The sequence below is a fragment of the Streptomyces sp. NPDC012508 genome (assembly GCF_042902595.1).
Lineage (GTDB): Bacteria > Actinomycetota > Actinomycetes > Streptomycetales > Streptomycetaceae > Streptomyces.
In genome coordinates, this window is record NZ_JBIBEO010000002.1 from 703,833 (window position 1) to 722,725 (window position 18,893).

14 protein-coding genes are annotated in these 18,893 nt (G+C 70.4%); 7 read left to right on the forward strand and 7 right to left on the reverse strand.

Features of this window, described 5'->3' with window-relative positions; genetic code table 11:
* Positions 1-220: 220 nt before the first annotated feature.
* Together ACFY8U_RS09285 and ACFY8U_RS09290 are read left to right on the forward strand one after the other, a co-directional pair.
* Complete coding sequence (locus tag ACFY8U_RS09285) at positions 221-2,392, forward strand: hypothetical protein (protein ID WP_389567741.1); 2,172 nt, start codon at positions 221-223, stop codon at positions 2,390-2,392.
* Between the two features lie 339 nt (positions 2,393-2,731).
* On the forward strand, positions 2,732-4,489 hold the full coding sequence (locus ACFY8U_RS09290) for a lysyl oxidase family protein (protein ID WP_389567743.1): 1,758 nt from the start codon (positions 2,732-2,734) through the stop codon (positions 4,487-4,489).
* A 152-nt stretch (positions 4,490-4,641) separates the two neighbouring features.
* On the opposite strand, the gene ACFY8U_RS09295 is transcribed toward ACFY8U_RS09290, so the two are convergent.
* Positions 4,642-5,727 (reverse strand): S-(hydroxymethyl)mycothiol dehydrogenase, encoded by a 1,086-nt coding sequence (locus ACFY8U_RS09295; RefSeq protein WP_361434301.1) that lies wholly within the window; start codon positions 5,725-5,727, stop codon positions 4,642-4,644.
* A gap of 168 nt (positions 5,728-5,895) precedes the next feature.
* Here ACFY8U_RS09295 and ACFY8U_RS09300 point away from each other — a divergent pair, with 168 nt between their 5' ends.
* The 3 genes from ACFY8U_RS09300 (at position 5,896) to ACFY8U_RS09310 (ending at position 8,551) form a co-directional block, all read left to right on the forward strand.
* A complete protein-coding gene (locus tag ACFY8U_RS09300; protein WP_389567747.1) occupies positions 5,896-6,123 on the forward strand; it encodes a hypothetical protein in 228 nt (75 codons plus the stop codon).
* 139 nt (positions 6,124-6,262) lie between these two features.
* Positions 6,263-6,685, forward strand: a complete 423-nt coding sequence (locus ACFY8U_RS09305; protein ID WP_389567750.1) for an acyl-CoA thioesterase — start codon at positions 6,263-6,265, stop codon at positions 6,683-6,685.
* Between the two features lie 246 nt (positions 6,686-6,931).
* Positions 6,932-8,551, forward strand: a complete 1,620-nt coding sequence (locus ACFY8U_RS09310) for an MFS transporter (RefSeq protein ID WP_389567753.1) — start codon at positions 6,932-6,934, stop codon at positions 8,549-8,551.
* 86 nt (positions 8,552-8,637) lie between these two features.
* On the opposite strand, the gene ACFY8U_RS09315 is transcribed toward ACFY8U_RS09310, so the two are convergent.
* The 5 genes from ACFY8U_RS09315 to ACFY8U_RS09335 all read right to left on the reverse strand — a co-directional run bounded on the left by ACFY8U_RS09315 (position 8,638) and on the right by ACFY8U_RS09335 (position 15,932).
* Entirely contained in the window at positions 8,638-9,528 is an 891-nt protein-coding gene (locus ACFY8U_RS09315; RefSeq protein WP_389567756.1) for a geranyl diphosphate 2-C-methyltransferase, read from the reverse strand.
* A gap of 17 nt (positions 9,529-9,545) precedes the next feature.
* The gene (locus ACFY8U_RS09320) at positions 9,546-10,934 is read right to left on the reverse strand and encodes a family 2 encapsulin nanocompartment cargo protein terpene cyclase (RefSeq protein ID WP_389567758.1); all 1,389 of its coding nucleotides are present in this window, start codon (positions 10,932-10,934) and stop codon (positions 9,546-9,548) included.
* 348 nt (positions 10,935-11,282) lie between these two features.
* Positions 11,283-12,695 carry a family 2B encapsulin nanocompartment shell protein gene (locus ACFY8U_RS09325; protein WP_389567761.1) on the reverse strand — a complete coding sequence of 471 codons (1,413 nt, stop codon included), beginning with the start codon at positions 12,693-12,695 and terminating at the stop codon, positions 11,283-11,285.
* Positions 12,696-13,553: 858 nt separating this feature from the next.
* Positions 13,554-13,988 carry a VOC family protein gene (locus tag ACFY8U_RS09330; protein WP_389567764.1) on the reverse strand — a complete coding sequence of 145 codons (435 nt, stop codon included), beginning with the start codon at positions 13,986-13,988 and terminating at the stop codon, positions 13,554-13,556.
* 87 nt (positions 13,989-14,075) lie between these two features.
* Positions 14,076-15,932 carry a CAP domain-containing protein gene (locus ACFY8U_RS09335; protein ID WP_389567766.1) on the reverse strand — a complete coding sequence of 619 codons (1,857 nt, stop codon included), beginning with the start codon at positions 15,930-15,932 and terminating at the stop codon, positions 14,076-14,078.
* A 191-nt stretch (positions 15,933-16,123) separates the two neighbouring features.
* On the opposite strand from ACFY8U_RS09335, the gene ACFY8U_RS09340 reads away from it, so the two are divergent.
* Entirely contained in the window at positions 16,124-16,936 is an 813-nt protein-coding gene (locus ACFY8U_RS09340; protein ID WP_389567767.1) for an MOSC domain-containing protein, read from the forward strand.
* A 208-nt stretch (positions 16,937-17,144) separates the two neighbouring features.
* Positions 17,145-17,681, forward strand: a complete 537-nt coding sequence (locus tag ACFY8U_RS09345; protein WP_361434291.1) for an NUDIX hydrolase family protein — start codon at positions 17,145-17,147, stop codon at positions 17,679-17,681.
* 82 nt (positions 17,682-17,763) lie between these two features.
* Here the strand turns inward: ACFY8U_RS09345 and ACFY8U_RS09350 are convergent, their stop codons facing one another.
* Positions 17,764-18,849 carry a S1 family peptidase gene (locus tag ACFY8U_RS09350; protein WP_389567769.1) on the reverse strand — a complete coding sequence of 362 codons (1,086 nt, stop codon included), beginning with the start codon at positions 18,847-18,849 and terminating at the stop codon, positions 17,764-17,766.
* Between the last annotated feature and the right edge of the window lie 44 nt (positions 18,850-18,893).

Here is an 18,893-nt window from a genome sequence, read left to right on the forward strand (position 1 = left end):
GAGTAGTCCCGGCCACTGACAGGCTTCACCACCACATGGCGTGACGACGACGGACACCTCGTGAGGCCGCCCGGCACAGCGGGAGTCATCGCCGGTCACGCCGGTCGGCCCCCGCCACCCCAGGCAAGCTCCCGTACAACCGTTCGCTCTTCTCATGTGTCGTGTGGGTGCGGCGTTCTCCGCCGCACCCACACGACCTTCCCCGAGGAGACTCCACCCCATGCCACTCGCCCGCGTCCGCACACCCCGGCCCCGGCTGACCGCCGCGATCGCCGTCGTCCTGGCCGTCACGACCGCCGGCACGCTCGCCGGCCCGGCCACCGCCGCGACGGCAGCTCCCGCCGGTGCGGCCGCGGTCGCCCAGCAGGGCGCCCGCGACGCGGTCTTCCCGTTCCCCAGCGGCGACGTCGCGACCGCCGGGCCCCACGGGTTCCTCGCCCTCCGGACGGACGACGTCGTCTGGACGCGGTACGCGGACGGCTTTGGCACCACGTTCCCGAAGAGCGCCGCAGTCACCTATCGAGGCGCCGCCGGAGCCGATGTCGTCGTGGCGAGCGAAGGAATCCGCCATACCGTCCACGACATGGCCAAGGGCGGCGACCCGGTCGTCATCGACGTCCCCTACAAGCTGCACGAGGTCAACGGCTCGACGCTCGTGATGGTCGACACGGCCACCAAGGAGCTCCACCTCGTCAGCAGGGCGCCCGGCGGCGAGGTCGTCGACCGCAAGGTGACCGGGCTGCCCGCCGGAGTCCCCTGGAAGTTCTACGGCTCCACGCCCGGCACGGTCGCCATGGAGACGGCGGCGCCGGACTTCGACTTCCGTCTCGCTCTGGTCGACGTGGCCACGGCCGCCACCGTCGAGACGTACGAACTCGGCCGCCACAGCGACTTCGCGCAGGTCACGCCCGACCGCGTGCTCTGGGAGTCGGAACAGGGCCGGACCACGATCGTGGACCGGAAGACCAAGCAGGCCGAGACCGTCCCGTACAAGGCTCAGGTCGCCCTGGGCGGCGACTGGCTGGCGTTCACCCGCCCCGGCACGGTCGTCGTCGACGGGGTCACGTACCCGAGCAGGCCGCTCGTCCTCAAGTCGCTGAAGGACGGCCGCGAGGTCCCGCTCCTCGACTCCGCGGGTCAGATGGCCCCGGTCGGCGACGGCACACTCCTGGTGTCCGGTGGCACCTTCGCGCAGGGCCGAGGCGTCTTCCGTGTCTCGCTCGACGCGAGCGGCACCCCGGTGGCCCCCATGATCGGGGACGGGCAGAGCCCCCTGGAGATGGTCCTCGATCGGGTGAACATCCCGAGCGTGTACCGCTTCGACGGCTCCGACGAGGACGTGACCTGGGAGACCAGCCAGACGGACAACGGCGTCGCGCTGGACCTGACCCACGTGGCAACCGGCCGCACGGTGTCGCTCTGGAGCTACTACGACACCTTCATCGACTGGGACGGCTATCTCAACAAGGCGATCGGTGCCTACAACGGCGCGTACACCTGGAAGATGACCGCCATCCCGGCGTCCGGGGTGGGCCCCGCCGCCGTGAAGACCGGCACGACCACGGTGGACCGTGGCACCGCGCCGCGCGACTTCACCGACAACGCCCACGCGGACGCGCTCGTCCGCGACAGCTCGGGCAACCTCTCCGCGTACGACCTCAGTCAGCTGCGCGCCATGGGCAACGACCCCGACTGCAATGAGGAGAACTGCCCGCCGGTCGTCCGCGACCCGAAGCCGGACGTGCTGGGCACCGGCTGGAACACGTACACGCTGATGGCCTCCCCCGGGAACGTGGCGGGTTCGGTCGCGCACGACGTCGTCGGCCGGGACCGCGACGGTGTGCTCTGGCTCCACCAGAGCGACAGGCAGAAGCTCCTGGCCCGCACGAAGATCGGCGGCGGCTGGAACATCTACAACAAGATCACCGGCGGGTCCGACCTGAACGGCGACGGCCGCGGCGACCTCCTCGCCACCGACACCTCCGGCGTCCTGTGGTTCTACGCCTCCACCGGCAACGCCACGTCCCCCTTCAAGGCCCGCAAGAGGATCGGTGGGGGCTGGGGCGTCTACAACCTCCTCACCGCCCCGGGCAACATCGCGGGCGCCTCCGGCGGCGACCTCCTCGCCCGCGACACCTCCGGCACCCTGTGGCTCTACCTGGGCAAGGGCGACGGCACCTTCACCGCCCGCCGCAAGATCGGCGGCGGCTGGCAGAAGTACACCCACGTCATCCCGGCGGGCACGAACAGCCAGGGCGTGGCCGACATCTACGCCGTCGGCCCCACCGGCTCCGCGCTCTACTCCGGCCGCGACAGCACGACCCGGCCCTTCGAAGCAGCCCACGCACTGCCCCTGCGCAGCGACTCCACCCGCTTCAGGACCTTCTTCTGAGGTCACACGGCAGGGCTTGCCCATGGACCGGGCAAGCCCGGTGGCCGATGACCGGGGCGCGGTCATCGGCCACCGCCGGCCCCGCAGACCGGTCGTTCGTGGAGCGGTCTCGGATCCCTTATCAGAAGGGTTGTCACCCGGTGAGGTGTACCCATGACAACGGCCCGTTTTCCTCCGCAACGGCCCAATCCGGCCAACCTCACAGCGTTTTCGACCCTGCGGACAACCGAGCCCCCCGTCCGTTCCTCTCACCACGCGGGCAGGCGGCTCGGTGTCGTCGAGCCGTGTCGCCCGCTGTCTGCTGCCTTCTCACACAGCATCCCGGAGGACGAGGGAACGATGACCAGAACGCGTACCACCCGGCTGCGGCGTCCGCTGCTCGCGGGCACCACGGCCATCGCTGTCATGGCCGTGACGGCCGGATTCGTGGCCACCACGTCGGAGTCGGCGAAGGCCGCGACGGGGCCCAGCCTGAGCCTCATCGCGGCGAGCAATTCCATCACGCTCACCTCCTGGAAGGAGGAGCCGGGCGTCTATCTGGATCTCGGCACCTACCTCACCGCGGAGGGGACGCCGCTGGAGCTGAAGGTGACCCGGAAGTCCTACAAGGACCCGGTGACCATCGCCCAGACCGTGTACGAGGGCGGCAAGGCCAAGACCAAGGCGCTGCCCGCCGGCACCGTGAAGGACTTCTCCGGGCTGCCGGGCTTCGCGGAGATCACCATCACCGACAAGGCCGGCAAGAAGGTCCTCAGCCGCGCCGAGAGCTTCTGCCCGAACAACGCCAGTGGCCGCGTACGGCCCGACGCGCCCGCCACCTCGAAGTATCCGGAGAGCTGCCCGACCAACCCCTTCACCCTCGGTTCCGTCTGGGGCGTGGAGAAGGGCTGGGCCGCCAACACCTACGCGGGCTCGTACACCGAGCCGGTCAAGCTGGCCGCCGGTGCCTACACCGCCAAGGTCTCGGTCGCCAAGAAGTACCGCGACCTGTTCGGCATCGTGAACAAGCCCGCCACGGTGAAGGTGACCGTGGAGGAGCGCAGTTACGAGGAAGGCCGGGGCGCCGCGGCTCGCACGGCGAAGCCCGGTGAGCACGCCGGGCACGGCGCCTCCCACCAGGCACCGCCGGCCGCCGGTGCCGCACACGCCGGTCACGGGCCGGGTCACGCCCCGACGCCCGCCCAGGCCGGCGCTGCGGTGACGAGCGGCGCGGGACCTTCGTACAACGTGGGTCACGGCCCGCTCAAGGCCGCCCCGCCCGCCCTGCCGTGGGCGCTCAAGAAGCAGCAGGCGGCGCGTTCGACGGCCGTCGGTGACACCGGAGGCCAGACCGACGGTTCGCGCAAGGCGCCCGCCCTGGGGCCGATGTCCAAGCGGCCCACCGGAAAGCCTTCCGTCCCGGACGTCCCCAAGCCCGACCTGCGGTCGCTGCCGGCCTACGGCATCACCATCAGCGACGGCGGGGAGGACGTCCCCGGCAAGGACTACCTGGCCTTCAGCGCCAATGTCTGGAACGCAGGCCCGGCGCAGCTCGTGGTGGACGGATTCCGCTCGCCCGGCAAGGCCAAGATGGACGCCTACCAGTACTTCTACGACGCCCAGGGCAAGCAGGTCGGCTACACCCCGACCGGCACCATGGAATGGGACCCGCGTCCGGGCCACGTGCACTGGCACTTCACCGACTTCGCCAGCTACCGGCTGCTGAAGGCGGACCAGAAGGAGACCGTGCGCAGCGGCAAGGAGGCCTTCTGCCTGGCCAACACCGACGCGGTCGACTACACGGTGAAGAACGCCAACTGGCACCCGTACAACACCGATCTGGCCACCGCCTGCGGCCAGGAGAACTCCATCTCCGTCCGCGAGGTGCTGGACGTCGGCTCCGGCGACACCTACACCCAGGACCTGCCGGGCCAGTCCTTCGACATCACCAACCTGCCCAACGGCACGTACTACATCCAGGTGCTGGCCAACCCGGAGAACCGGCTTAAGGAGACCAACACCGCCAACAACAGCGCCCTGCGGAAGGTCGTACTCGGCGGCAAGCCGGGCAAGCGGACCGTGACGGTGCCGGCGCACGACCTGGTGAACGCGAACTGACGGTACGTCCGTCAGCGGTACGTCCGTGACGGTACGTCCGTGACATCGCGCGATCAGCGGGAAGGCCTCCCCGTGACGTTCACGGGGAGGCCTTCCCGTCGCCTCCGTGCGCCGGTGTCGCGCGACGTCTCAGGTGACGGGGTGAGCGCCGCTCACAGCATCACCACCGAGCGCAGGACGTCGCCTTCGTGCATCCGGGCGAAGGCCTTCTCGACGTCGCCGAGCCCGATCGTCTCCGTCACGAAGGCGCCGAGGTCGATACGGCCCTGCTGGTGCAGGTCGATCAGCATCGGGAAGTCGCGCGAGGGCAGGCAGTCTCCGTACCAGGACGACTTCAGAGCGCCTCCGCGGCCGAAGACGTCGAGCAGCGGCAGTTCGAGCTTCATGTCCGGGGTGGGTACGCCGACGAGCACGACGGTCCCCGCGAGGTCACGGGCGTAGAAGGCCTGCTTGTACGTCTCGGGGCGGCCGACCGCTTCGATGACGACGTCCGCGCCGAAGCCGCCGGTCAGCTCGCGGATCGATTCGACCGGATCGGACGTGCGGGAGTTGACGGTGTGGGTGGCGCCCATCTTCTTCGCCGTCCCGAGCTTGCGGTCGTCGATGTCGACGGCGATGATCCGGGACGCGCCGGCCAGCCGTGAGCCGACGATCGCCGCGTCCCCGACGCCCCCGCAACCGATGACCGCCACGGTGTCTCCCCGGCCCACGCCGCCGGTGTTCATCGCGGCGCCGATGCCCGCCATGACTCCGCAGCCGAGCAGACCCGCCACCGCGGGCGACACCGCCGGATCGACCTTGGTGCACTGCCCGGCGGCGACCAGGGTCTTCTCCGCGAACGCACCGATTCCGAGTGCGGGTGAGAGTTCCGTGCCATCCGCCAGGGTCATCTTCTGCTGTGCGTTGTGTGTGTCGAAGCAGTACCAGGGGCGTCCTCGCAGGCATGCGCGGCAACGTCCGCACACCGCACGCCAGTTCAGGACGACGAAGTCACCGGGCGAGACGTCGGTGACGCCGTCGCCGACCGACTCGACGACACCGGCGGCCTCATGGCCGAGGAGGAACGGGAAGTCGTCGCTGATACCGCCCTGCTTGTAGTGCAGATCCGTGTGGCAGACCCCGCAGGCCTGCACCTTCACCACTGCCTCACCCGGCCCCGGATCCGGCACCAGCACCGTCTCCACCCGTACCGGCTCGTTCCTGCCGAGGGCCACCACGCCCTGAACCTGCTGTGTCATACGGCAAATTCTCCTCTCTTCCCCCTCGGTCCGTGGAGTGCCGTGCTGCCTCTTTGGCGAGTTTCCTCCGCCGCCGTGCGCAAGGTCGGTGGAATTCCGGTGCGCTTCTGCACCAGATACGTATCATGATGGTGCAGCAGCACCACTTGACCCGAAAGGATCACCACCGTGAACCAGCTTCCCTCCCACCCCGACAGCGAGCGTCTCTCCGTGACCCTCTGCCCGCCCGCCGTGACCGCCGTGTCCGAACTCTCCACCGCCGGCGGGGTCAGCAAGGCTGACGTCATCAACCGCGCCATCCTGCTCCTGGGGTTCGTCGAGAGCGAGCGCGCCAAGGGCAACGAACTGATGATCCGTGACACCGAGGGAGCCCTCGAGCGCATCCACATCCTCTGACTCCCGACGGCTCGCCCCGGCAAGCCGTGCGACGCGGGGCGCGGCGCGCGGCATGGGGCGCTGTGGGCGCCCCGCGATCCCCCTTCGTAAAATGCCGCGTGCCACCAGGCGGTTGCCTGGGGACGTCGAGAGGAACACCGTGGCAGAGCCGTTTTCGGTAGCCGTCGTCGTACGCGGGTACGAGACCGATACCCAGGGCCATCTGAACCAGGCCGTCTACCTCCAGTACGCGGAGCACGCCCGCTGGTCGCTCCTGCAGAAGAGCGGGATCCGGCAGTCGGATCTGCTGGAGAAGGGTGTGGGGCCGGTGGCCCTGGAGGTGACGGTTCGCTACCTGAGGGAGTTGCGTGCCGGCGACGAGGTGGAGGTGACGTGCGACTTCGTCTGGGGCGAGGGCAAGACCTTCCGTATCGAGCAGACGATCCGCAAGGTGGACGGCACCGTGGCCGCCGAGGTGACCGGCGTGGGCGGCCTGCTGGATCTGCATGCGCGCAAGCTGGTGGCCGATCCGCGCGCGTACTTCCGTGAGCTGGCCGCCACCCCTGAGGACTTCGGCCTCTGAACCAGGGCGCGGCCCGGCTGCCGGACGTGCCACCGCACACCCCTGCCCCGTCACCCGCTCGGGCGAACGGGCCATGTCTCCCCTTGCGGGCCGTGCACGGGCCGTGAGCGTACGCCGGCTGCTGGGGCACTTCGCGGGAGTCGGAGTGGTGCGGCGCTGATCAGGCCCGGGGCCGGGCCGGCACCGCGGGGGTGGCGGGACGTGAGCCCGGATGCGTCGGGGGCGGGCCGGGGACATCATCCGTACATGGCAGGTACTCCCCCACCCCCCGAGACGGCCCGCGCCACCGGCGAAGGGGCACCCCGCCAGACACTCGCTCTCACGGCGATGCTGTTCGCGGTGTCCATGACGTTCATCGATCAGACCATCGTGTCGATCGCGGCGCCGAGCATCACCGACGAACTCGGACTCTCCGCCTCCGGCATGCAGTGGGTGGTCAACGCCTATCTGCTCTCCCTCGCCGCGTTCTTCGCGCTCGGCGGACGCCTGTCCGATCTCCTCGGCCACCGCCGGATGATGTTGATCGGCACGCTCGTCTTCGTCATCTCCTCGGTGCTCTGCGGCTGTGTCCCGTCCGGCGGCTTCGCGCAGACCTGGCTCATCGTCTTCCGCACCACACAGGGTCTGGGCGCCGCGCTCATGTTCCCGGCGGCGCTGGCCATCGTCATCGCCGTCTTCCCCGTCGACCGGCGCGGCCGGGCCCTCGCCCTGTTCTTCGGCCTGTCGGGCGCCCTGACCGCGGTCGGACCTCTGCTGGGCGGCTGGCTGACCCAATGGACCTGGCGGGCGATCTTCTGGGTGAACGTGCCCGTCGCCGTCGTCGCGATCGTGCTCACCGTGATGGCCCGGATCCCCGAAAAGCGCCGGGCGGAACGGCTCGATATGGTCGGTGCCGTGCTGGTCGCGGCAGGTATGGCCCTGAGCGTGCTGGGCTTCCAGCAGGCCGCGGCCTGGGGCTGGAGCAGCGTGGCGACGTGGGCCTGCATCGTCGGCGGCCTGGCGATCCTGGTGGTCTTCTACGGCTACGAGCGGCGCACCACCCATCCGCTGATCAATTTCGACGTCTTCCGCGACCGTGCCTTCACCATCGACAGCCTGGTGCTGTTCTTCGCCATGCTCGCGTTCGTGCCGGTCTTCTTCTTCGCGTCCGTGTACGCGCAGGTGTCGCTGAGCGCCTCGCCGAACCAGGCCGCGCTGTTCCTGCTGTACTTCTTCATCGGCTTCGGAATCGCGTCGCAGTGGGGCGGCAAGATCCTGGACAAGCGCGGCGCCCGGCCGGCGATGAAGATCGGCTGTGCGCTCGGCGCGGTCGGGTTCTACCTCTGGGCGCAGGAGATGACCGACCTGTCGATCCACGACCAGTGGCCGTACGCCGCCATGGCCGGCGCGGGCATCGGCTTCCTCCTCGCCCCCGCCTCCACCGACGCGGTCAACCGCTCCATCAACGCCTCGTACGGCGAGGTCACCGGAATCACGCAGACCATCCGCAACTACTCGGCCGCCATCGGCATGGCCGTGTTCGGTACGGTCCTGACGCACGTCACGACCAGCCGGATCACCACGACGCTGGAGCAGCGCGGGCTGCCGCCGACCGAAGCCGAATCGACGGCCCGTCAGGTCGGGGAGGCGGTCACCGGACACCCCGACGGAAAGGGCCCGTCAGGCGACGGGCCGGTCGCCCAGGCACTTCAGGGTGCGGGCGACGCGATCCGCATGGACTTCGCCGAGGCGAACCAGTGGGTCTTCTACGGGATGGCGATCGCACTGGCTGTCGCCTTCGTGTGTTCACTCGCCCATCCGGGGACACGGGTCACGGCACGTCAGGACATGGACTCTCCGGTCAGGGAAGCCCCGTCGCGCAGCTGATCGCCGACGGATGGACGGTGGTTCGGTGCCCGAAGGGGCCGGGTCCGCGTCGGCGGCGGGCCCGTCCCCTTCGGGGCGGTGGAGGGTCAGACGCGGTCGGCGGCGATGAGGACGTACTGGAAGGAGCCGTCCTTGTACGAGTTGATGAACGCCTCCTCGATGCCGGTGACGAGCGAGGACGTGGCCCGCAGCTCCCAGTACGGCAGGGTCTCCGGCGTCAGGTCGATGACCGCCTGCGGGACGAGGCGGTTGTCGGCCATGGCGCGCAGGTATTCGCGGCGCGAGTGGATGTTGCACTCGAAGTGTGCGTTGATCTGGGAGACCCACTTCGAGGGCTGACCGTACCGCGGGTTCCAGCAGCCGGTGATCGTGACGTAGCGGCCCCCGACCTCCAGGATGCGGGAGTGCTCGGCGAACAGGTCGTGCAGATCGACGTACATGCTCGACTCGTTGTTCCACGATGCCGCGGCCTGCCCGGTCTCGAAGGGCATGTCGAGCATGTTGCACACCCGGGCACGGACGTGGTCGCCGATGCCGAGCTCATGGGCGCGGTTGTTGGCGAAATCGGCCTGCTTGGCGGAGAGGGTCACGCCTTCGACCTTGCAGCCGAACCGCTGGTGGGCCATGACCAGGGAGCCGCCGCGACCGCAGCCGGCGTCCACGAGGGTGTCGTCGCCCTCGATGGCGCCGAGGTGGTCCAGGAGGATGTCGGTCTGTGCCGACTCCAGGCGGTGGAGCTCGGCGATCAGCTTCTTCTCGTAGGCGCTGTCGGCGGGGTCGCCAAGGGCGGCGTGGTCGATGTCGCCGATGCCGTAGTGGTGGTGGTAGAGCCCGTCGACGTCGCCGAGGCGGAGGTTCACGGGGCGGGCCTCGTGGTCCCAGTATCGGGCGATGTCGCCCTGATAGGGGGACGCCGGGTTGGGGACGAACGGAGAGGTGGTGGAGGCGGCAGAAGTGGTGGTGAGTTCGGTGGTCATGGATGGTTCCTTCGTATTTACCAGAAATCGGGCAGGCTGTAGCGGTAGGTGTTGGTCTGGTGCCAGTAGTGGTTGCCGTCGACCCACACGGCCACGCCGCGCAGGAAGCGGAGGACGTCCGGGGCGGGGCAGGCGGCGGCCAGAGCGGCGGCTTCCGCTTCGAAGGCGTGCATGAGGTCGTTGTGGACCTCGACGGCCTTGAGGTAGGCGTCGCGTTCGGAGCGGTTCTCGCGTTCGGCGATCACCACGGGCAGGTTCAGGTGCCGGCCGGGGCTGGCGAGCTCCTTGGTGTAGGAGTAGAGGTCGTTGACGATCGTGGTCGCGTTCCCGGCGAGCGCGATGACCCGTTGCATGGCGGGCTGGGCGTGCAGGTCCGCGGGGAGCTCGTAGCCGCCGACGGTGTCGGTGATGGTGGGGCAGGGGCGGAAGTTGTTGAACTGGCGCATCGCCAGGTACTCCCACACCTCGGGGATGTGATCGGTCTCCGCCCAGGCGGCCTCGGCGAGGTACCCCATGTGGAGGCGGGCCATGTCGTGCCGGAACCGGTCCGCCTGCGAGGCCGTGGCCTGCTGGAGGAAGTACTCCATGGCGGAGCGGTAGGCGCGCCGGGGCGCGTCCGCGTGGAGCGACTCGGCCCAGGCCCCTTCGTACTCCTTGGTGGTGTGCACCGGATCGAGGGCGGTGTGCGCGAGCAGCAGCCGGCCGCCCAGGCCGATGGGTGAGCCGCCGTGGTCCTCGCAGTAGCAGTCGTCGACGGCGTTCTCGGCGACCATGAGCCGTGTGGCGAGCATCAGATGGTCGATGGTGGGCGCGTCCGGGTGGCAGGCGACCATGTAGCGGCCGACGGAGAAGCCGTCGAACTGGTCCTCCCACTCCTCCGGGACAGCCTGGACCTCGTCCACCGCCCACGACTTGATCCTGCGGCTGACTTCCTCGACCCGTACGGGGTCGGGCTCGGCCACCGGGTGGTAGTAGAGGCCGGGGATGGGCGTGCCCTCGACCGGGGCGTCCGGCACCGGCAGGGGCGTCTCGTCGCGCAGGGTGAGGTGCAGGCCCGCCGTGCCCAGGCCGCTGGGGCCACGGAGGACGCGCTCCAGGGCGGGGGCCGCCTCGGTCACGGCGGCGGCGTTCGGGACGCCGACGGCAGAGGCCGCGGGGGCCGCTTCGGCGGCCGCTTCAGTGACGGCCGCGGCGTCTGGCGCTGCGGTGGGGAGCGACAGGGTGAGCGGGGCGGGCGGGCCTGGGAGAGCGGGCAGGGTGCCGGGGGCGGTCGGCGTGTCCGCCGCCGTGGGCGGGGTGTCGGCGGGAGGTGCGGACGTGACGGCGGAGGCCAGGAGGTGGGCCCCGAAGTGGGCCGCGGCGGTGGGCAGGCTCGACTGCAGAGGGGAAAGCCCAGGATCGGGCATCCGTAGCTCCTTGGTGAGGTGGGTGGGCTGTCCCTGGTTCCGGGCGCGCCCCGCTCGGGTGGGTCCGGGCGCGCGGTCGCAGGACGGTCGTCCAGGGGTGTTTTGTGGATCAGGCTCAGGGCTCGGGCTCGGACCTCACGCTCGGGCGTGGGCTCGGGCCCGCGTCGGACGGCGAGCGGCGACTGCGCCGGCCTGTGGTACGGCGCCGGAGCCCCTCGGCAGCCGAGCTGTTCGGGCGCAGTGGCGTCGCGGCGAGGTGCCGTGCGCCAGGCGTCGTCGACCTGGCGCCGGCCCCAGCCCTGGCCTTGGCCTCGACCTTGGCCCCGGCCATGATCCGCCGTACGTGCCCTAGTCGCGCCTGCGGGCGATCTGTACGTTCTCCAGCACGCCGAGCGCGTTGGGCACCAGGATGGCGGCGGAGTAGTACGTGGTGACCAGGTACGAGGTGATCGCCTGCTCGCTGATGCCCATGAAGCGGACCGAAAGCCCGGGTTCGTACTCCTCGGGCAGGCGGGTCTGGTGGAGGCCGATGACGCCCTGATTGTCCTCACCGGTTCGCATGGCGAGGATCGAGCTGGTGTTGTCCTTGTTGATGGGGATCTTGTTGCAGGGCAGGATCGGGACCCCGCGCCAGGCGAGGACTCGCTCCCCGTGGAGTTCGACGGTGTCCGGGTACAGCCCGCAGGCGTTGAGCTCACGCCCGATCGCGGCGATCGTCCTGGGGTGGGCCAGGAAGAGCTTGGTGCTGCGGCGGCGGCAGAGCAGCTCGTCGAGGTCGTCCGGGGTGGGCGGTCCGGAGTGCGTCTGGATGCGCTGCTTGAAGTCGGCGTTGGGAAGCAGGCCGAACTCCGGGTTGTTGATCAACTCGTGTTCCTGGCGCTCGCGCAGTGCCTCGATGGTGAGCCTCAGCTGTTCCTGCGCCTGGTTCATCGGCCCGTTGAAGAGGTCGGAGACCCTGGTGTGGACCCGTAGAACGGTCTGGGCGACGGACAGTTCGTACTCGCGGGGCTTGAGCTCGTAGTCGACGAAGGCGCCGGGGAGCCGGGCTTCGCCGACGTGGCCGGCCGACATGGCGATCTCGGCCTCGCCGTGCTTGTTCTGCCGCTGGTGGGGCAGCGCGCTGAACTGCTGGATGTGGGCCTGGAGGTGCGGTGCCGCGGACACGACGGCGTCGAAGTCGCGCCGGGACAGGCTGAGCAGCGTGCCCGCGGTGGCCGCGACGGCGGTGCTGTCCCAGGTGCCGCCGCCGTCGAGGAGAGCGTGGTCTCCGAACCGGTCGCCGTCGGCGAGGACGGCCACGGCGACCTCGTCGCCGTACTTGCCGACGGCGCTCTGGGTGACGCGGCCGCGGGCGATCAGGTGGATGTGCTCGGCGGGGGTTCCGCGCTCGACGAGCACCTCACCGGCCCGGAAGTCGCGCTGCACGCACCGGCCGGCGAGCGCGGTCAGTACGTCGACGTCGTCGAAGCCGCGCAGCAGGGCCAGTTCACCGAGTTCGCGGGGGATCACCTGGACGTCGGTGCCGTCTTGGACGAACTCGATGCGTCCGTCACCGACGGTGTAGCTGAGCCGGCGGTTGACCCGGTAGGCGCCGCCCTTGGTCTCCACCCAGGGGAGCATCCGCAGGAGCCAGCGGGAGGTGATCTCCTGCATCTGCGGGGCGGACTTGGTCGTGGTGGCGAGGTTACGGGCAGCCGCGGTACTCAGACTGGAGGGCCGGGGCGGCTCCACTTGCGCTTCCGGGCTGGTCTCGACAGTCATCGGGGGAGCGCTCCTTCGCGAGGCGATGATCGGCGTGCGCACGCGCCAACCGGTGAAAAGCAGGAAGACGGAGAGGAATGAGGAGGATGGGGAGGAAGAGGATCAAACGGGGAATCCGTCCCGATCACGGGGAACAATAACGTCCGGTAAGCCCGACTCGCCCTGGCAGACAGTGCGGTTCCCCAGATGCAGTGATCTTGCTCGGCACGGTGTTTATCCCGGGGACCGACGACATCCAGACACGGGCGCGGCGAGGGCGTGACGCACGCGACCGGGGAAGATCCGCTCAGGCGCAACTCGGCGCCGGGCGGGCGGGATGCGTGGCGCGGCAGCGTCGGCGCCACTCACGCCTCGGGGCTCCCAGCCGTGTCGGCCGTCGGCTGCGCCGACCGGCCCACCCGTGGCGGTCTCTCCGCGCAACCCACCCCAGGCGTCCGCCTGCTCGTCGCTCATGCGAGTACGGACGGCCGCGAGATCCGGCCATTGCCGGAAGGTTCGCCTCGCAGGTTCGGAGCCGACTGGCCGTGGCTCCCCGTCGGGTCGTTCGAACCGGTCCATCGACCGGTAGCCGACTTCGCCGGCGACGAGAACGCGTTCAAGGGCCAGATGTTCGGCCGGGCGGCTTCGGGGTCCATGACGGCGGCGGTCAGCAGGGCCGTGACGATGTGAGCGCTGTCCTGGCGGGCCGGGAGCGTCGTCCTGGCGTATGTGACATCTGCACTTAACCGCCGGAACCGCCCTTGGTGGAGCTCGCCGTGTGTGCACGCGGCGGAGCAGGTCACCCAGGGCGGAACCGGCAGTCGGGTTCGTTTGACCACCCGATCAGGAATCCGGCCGTCCAAGGCCGGCGCCCTGCCCTCAGTCCAGGCAGAACTCGTTCCCCTCCGGGTCGGCCATCACGATGATCCCCTCGTCCATGTCATTCGGCTCGAGCCGCTGCAGGCGCTTCGCGCCCAGCGCCTCCAGCCTGGTGGCCTCCACCTCCAGCGCGGCCATGCGGTCCTGGCCGGTCAGGCCCGGTGCTGCGCGTACGTCCAGGTGCAGGCGGTTCTTCACCGTCTTTCCCTCCGGGACCTTCTGGAAGAACACCCGCGGGCCCTTGCCGTCCGGATCCGTGATGGCCGAGCGGTCGTTGTGGTGCTCAGGCGGCACACCCCATGCCGTCAGCGCGGCCGTCCAGTCGGGGAAGCCCTCCGGGGGCGGGGCGAGGCGATAGCCCAGCGCCTCGGCCCAGAACGCCGCCTGCGCGCCCGGATCGGCGCAGTCGTACGTCACTTGGAATTCCTTGGCCATGTCGCCTCCGACCGCTCGAAACCTGTCCACGTCCTCGCCCCGACATCCTCGCATCGCCCACTGACAGCCGCTCGCCGCCCGACGACGTCAGCCTCGGCGGGCGCCGAACACCTGGGTCCAGTAGGGGCCGCCTTCGGAGTGGACGCCGATTCCGATCTCCTTGAAGTCGCAGTTGAGGATGTTCGCGCGGTGGCCCGGGCTGTTCATCCACCCCTCCATGACCTGCTCCGGGGTGCTCTGGCCCATGGCGATGTTCTCGCCGTACGTCGACCAGGGGTATCCGGCGGCCGTGACGCGCTCGCCGGGCCCGGCGCCGTCGGGGTTGGTGTGGTCGAAGAAGTCGCGCGCGGCCATGTCTTCGGAGTGGCCCTGCGCCGCCCTGGTCAGGGTCGCGTTCGCCGAGAGCGGGCCGCATCCCGCCTTGGCGCGCTCGGCGTTGACCAGGCTGATCACCTGGTCGGCTGCCGAGCCCGAGCCGGAGTCTCCCTGCCTGCCCGCACCGGTCCCGGTGCCCGAGTCGTCGCCGGTCCCGTTGCCGGGGCGCGTGGTCTTGGGCTTGGGCGCCGAGGTGCGGGGGTCGGCCGTCCTCGTGGGTGCGGACGAGGCGGTACGGGTCGGACGGGGCGAGGCGGTGGTGGCCTTGGCGCTGGGCGTCGCCGACGTCGAGGCAGAGGCGGAGGCCGATGCCGAGGCCGTCGAGGGGGTCGGGGTGAGGCCGTTCGGCTCCTGCGCGAAAGGCAGGTCCGGAGCCGGGGCCGCCGCGCGGTTCGCTTCGAGGAGCTCCCCGTCTCCCCCGCGCCCTCCGCTCAGGTAGAAGGACCCGCCGGTGAGAGCCACGACCGCCATCCCCGCGGTGACGGCGACCTTGCGCCGGCTGCGTTCGCGCTCCTGCCGGCGGCGCCGGCGCGCGTTCCGGGAGGCCCGGGGACCAGGCCCTGCCCACGCCGCCGAGGACGTTTCCTGCGGCTCGCCCGGTGCGTACGGTCGCGTCAGGTCGACATGGCCGATGAGTTCGGTCTGATCGGCCTGCTCGATCTGCTCGGTCTGCTCGTGGCTGTCCCCTCCGTCCGTCCCCGTGTGCGGCACCGGAGATTCGTACGCCACCGCCGCATAAGCCGTCGTCGCCGAGGCCGCAGCCGCCGCCAGCCCCCAGCCGATGTGCTCGCGGACGTCCGCGAGAAGCTGGTTCGGCGGCGGCACCAGCGGGAGTCCGGCCAGCAGCGCCTCCGTCGGCACGAGGCCGCGCCAGCGGGCGGCGCAGTGCACGCAGCCGGCGGCGTGCCGGGCCAGGTACTCACGCCAGGCGGCGGAGGGGCGGCCGTCCCAGGTCCCCGCCTCGTACCCCAGGGCCGGGCAGAGCGGGTTCGTCGCGAGCGCGCCCACGACGACCCGGGCGGCATCGAGCCGCGCCCGCATCCCCTCCACCCGTGCGGCAGTGTTCTCGACGGACCATTGCAGGGCCGCCGCGACCTCGTACCGGCTCAGTTCTCCCACGCACTCCAGCCACCACAGCGCCAGCAGGTCGGCGTCCTCCGGCTCGATCCAGCGGGCCGCCTCCGCCGCCTCGCGCTGCTGTCCGGTCAGGTGCAGCCGTCCCACGGTCACGTCGGCGAAGTCCGGGCCGACGACGGGGAGTCCAGCGGTGTCGCCGAGGAGCTGGGACTGCTGCATGTGCCTGCGGACGCCGTCGACGGCGATGGCCACGAGCCAGGGGCGGAAGGCGTCCAGGTCCCGGAGGGCGCCCAGACCGTCGAGGGCCCGGAGCATCGTCTCCCGTGCGAGGGCGTCGACGTCGTGGTGTCCGTTCAGCGCGCGCCCGACGATGTTGTAGACCAGGGGCAGATGGGTGGCGACCATGCGGTCCCGTGCCCAGGGGTCGCCGTACTGCGCCGCCCTGACCAGCTCCGTATCGTGGCCCTGCTCCGTACCTATGCCCTGATTCACGCTGTCCGTCCTGCCTGTTGAAGATGTCGGCACATGGGAGATGCCGGTGCGGACACCGGATAACGGGAAACGCGACCGGCTCGACGTGATGTAGGTCACCCGACCTGATGTCGCGGATTCGGGCGCATGGCAGGAAGTCGGCCACGGGTGACCCGGGAGGTACTGGAGATCGGTGGCCGGACGGTACGAGAATGACTGCGGGCGCGACACGTTCGACGCGCGCCGCCTCGAAGCGGAGGGTTCGGTTCGCCGTCCTTGTCCGTCTGCTCCTCCTGACAGCGCCGGTCCGGGACCCGAGAGAGATTCACGTGCACCTTCGAGAAATCCGGAGATTCCCCGTCAAGTCCATGCGCGGGGAGCAGCTGAAGAGCGTCGAGCTCACCGACAACGGCCTGACCGGTGACCGGCACGTCCATGTGCGGGACTCCCGCGGCCTGCTGACGGCCCGGGTGCGCTCCCGGCTGCTCGGCCTGTCGGCGACGACGGCGGAGGACGGCAGCGTGCTCGTCGACGGGCGTCCGTGGGACAGCCCGGAGGCGGCGGCCCTGATCCGGGACGCGGCCGGCCCCGACGCGGAGGCGGTGCACTACACCGGACGGGAGAGGTTCGACGTCCTCAACCTGACCGTCATCACCGACGGAGCCGCCCAGGCCCTCGGTCACGACCCGCGCCGGCTGCGGTCCAACCTGGTGATCGGCGGCGTTCCCGGCCTCGCCGAACGCGACTGGCCCGGCCGTACGCTGCGCATCGGCGACGCCGTCATCGGTGTCCTCAAGCTGCGGTCCCGCTGCGTCATGACGACGGTCGACCCCGACACCGGCGAGCGGAACCACGACGTGCTGCGCGACATCCACCGGCTGTACGACGGGACGTTCGCGCTGGACTGCTGGGTTGCCTCCCCCGGCACCGTCGCCGAGGGCGACGAGGTCCGGCTGACCGACGAGGAGTGGCCGGAGCCGGTCCGCGGCGGTTGGATCGTCGGGGCGCCGTACGTGGTGTCCTGAGACGTCACCGTACGGGGTGCTCCAGCGGGCAACCCCGCCCGGGCCCTGTGCCGTACGCCGGACTCGTCGACAGCGCGAACCCCGATGCGCCGCACCGCTCGTGGAATGGCTCGGCGACGGGGCCCCTCATTCCGCCCGCCCACATTCCCACCCGGCTGGCAGACACGCGATCTGGGCCGAAACCCGGCCTGGAAAGTATGATCAAGCGATGTCTGACATGACCGAGACCACGCCCGGCTGGCTGACGACGGACGAGCTTGACGTCGCCAGGGCCCGGATGCCCATCCTTTATGTCGAGGCCGTACCCGTGCGCGTGGACGACAGCGGGGAAGTCACCAGCATCGGAGTGCTTCTGCGGATGGGTGCGGAGGGGACGATCAGCCGCACGCTGGTCTCCGGCCGTGTCATGCACCACGAGCGGGTCCGTGACGCGCTGCTCCGCCATCTGGAGAAGGACCTCGGACCCGTGGCCCTGCCCCGCGTCCCCGCTTCCCTGCAGCCTTTCACGGTCGCCGAATACTTCCCCACCGCGGGCATCACCCCGTACCACGACCCTCGTCAGCACGCGGTGTCTCTCGCGTACATCGTGCCGGTGGCGGGCGACTGCCGCCCTCGCCAGGACGCGCTGGATCTGGTGTGGTTCAGCCCGCAGGAAGCGGCCTCTCCCGCCGTGCAGGGCGAGATGCCGGGTGGCCATGGGGTGCTGTTGAAGCAGGCCCTCGCGCATGTGGGACACGCGTACTGACGTCTCCGCGCACCAGGCTCCGAACACGACGGCGGGGCCGCCTCCCTCGGAGGCGGCCCCGCCGCAGTCTGTGACCCTGCCGTCAGCCGATCTGGGCGCCGTAGGTCGAGAGTGCCTCGGTCACGGGCTGGAAGAACGTCTCTCCGCCCGAGGAGCAGTTGCCGCTGCCGCCCGAGGTGAGCCCGATCGCCGTGTCACCGGCGAAGAGCGACCCGCCGCTGTCACCGGGTTCGGCGCAGACCGACGTCTGGATGAGGCCTTCGACGATGTCGCCGTTGCCGTAGTTCACCGTCGCGTCGAGGCCGGTGACCTCGCCGTCGTGGACCTGGGTGGTCGAGCCGCTGCGCTGGACCTGCATGCCGACCGTGGCGTCGCCCGCCTTGGTGATGGGCTGGGCGCTCCCGTTGTAGAGGTTGACCTCGCTCGGGTGCGGGGTGTCGCCGCTGTACTTCACCAGCGCGAAGTCGTTGCCGGGGAACTGGGAGTCGACCATCGAGCCGATCGCGGCGCCGCCGGCCGAGTCCGACCACTCGCTGCCCGTCTGGCCGCAGTGCCCGGCGGTGATGAAGTGCGGCTCGCCGTCCTTCACCACGTTGAAGCCGAGCGAGCAGCGTCCCCCACCGGAGTGGATCGCGTCGCCGCCCGAGATGAAGGGCTTGAACTCGCCTGCGGTGCGCTTGAGTTCGGCCTTGCCGCCGAGGCCCTTCACGACCTGCTGCAGCTTCGTGAGCTCGGCGCCCGAGACGGTACGGTCGGCCGTGACGATCACCTTGTTGGTGACCGGGTCCGTGGCCCAGGACGTGCCCGGGATGGTGGCCTTCTCGGTCAGGGTCTCCCGCGCGCCGGTCAGTTCGGCCAGGGTGTTCTCGACGATGCGGGGCTTGGCGCCCGCCTCGCGCACGGTCTGGGCGGCGTCCTCGGACACCACGTTCACGACGAGCGCCTTGGTGTCGGCGTCGTAGTAGGTGCCCGCCTCGGCCGACCCGAGGTCCACCTTGAGGGAGAGGGCGAGGGTCCCGGCGGCCGGGGCGGTCAGCGTCTTGACCGAGAGCTGCTCGGTGCTGTCGCTGGCGTTCGCACTCTGGAACGTGACGCCCGCGGCGACCAGCGCGGCGACCGCGCCACCCGCGACGACGGACTTGCGCCTGGTTATGCGACGGTGCTTCAAATTGACCTCCTGTGGGGGCCGTGCCCGGACGATGAGGGGGGTCC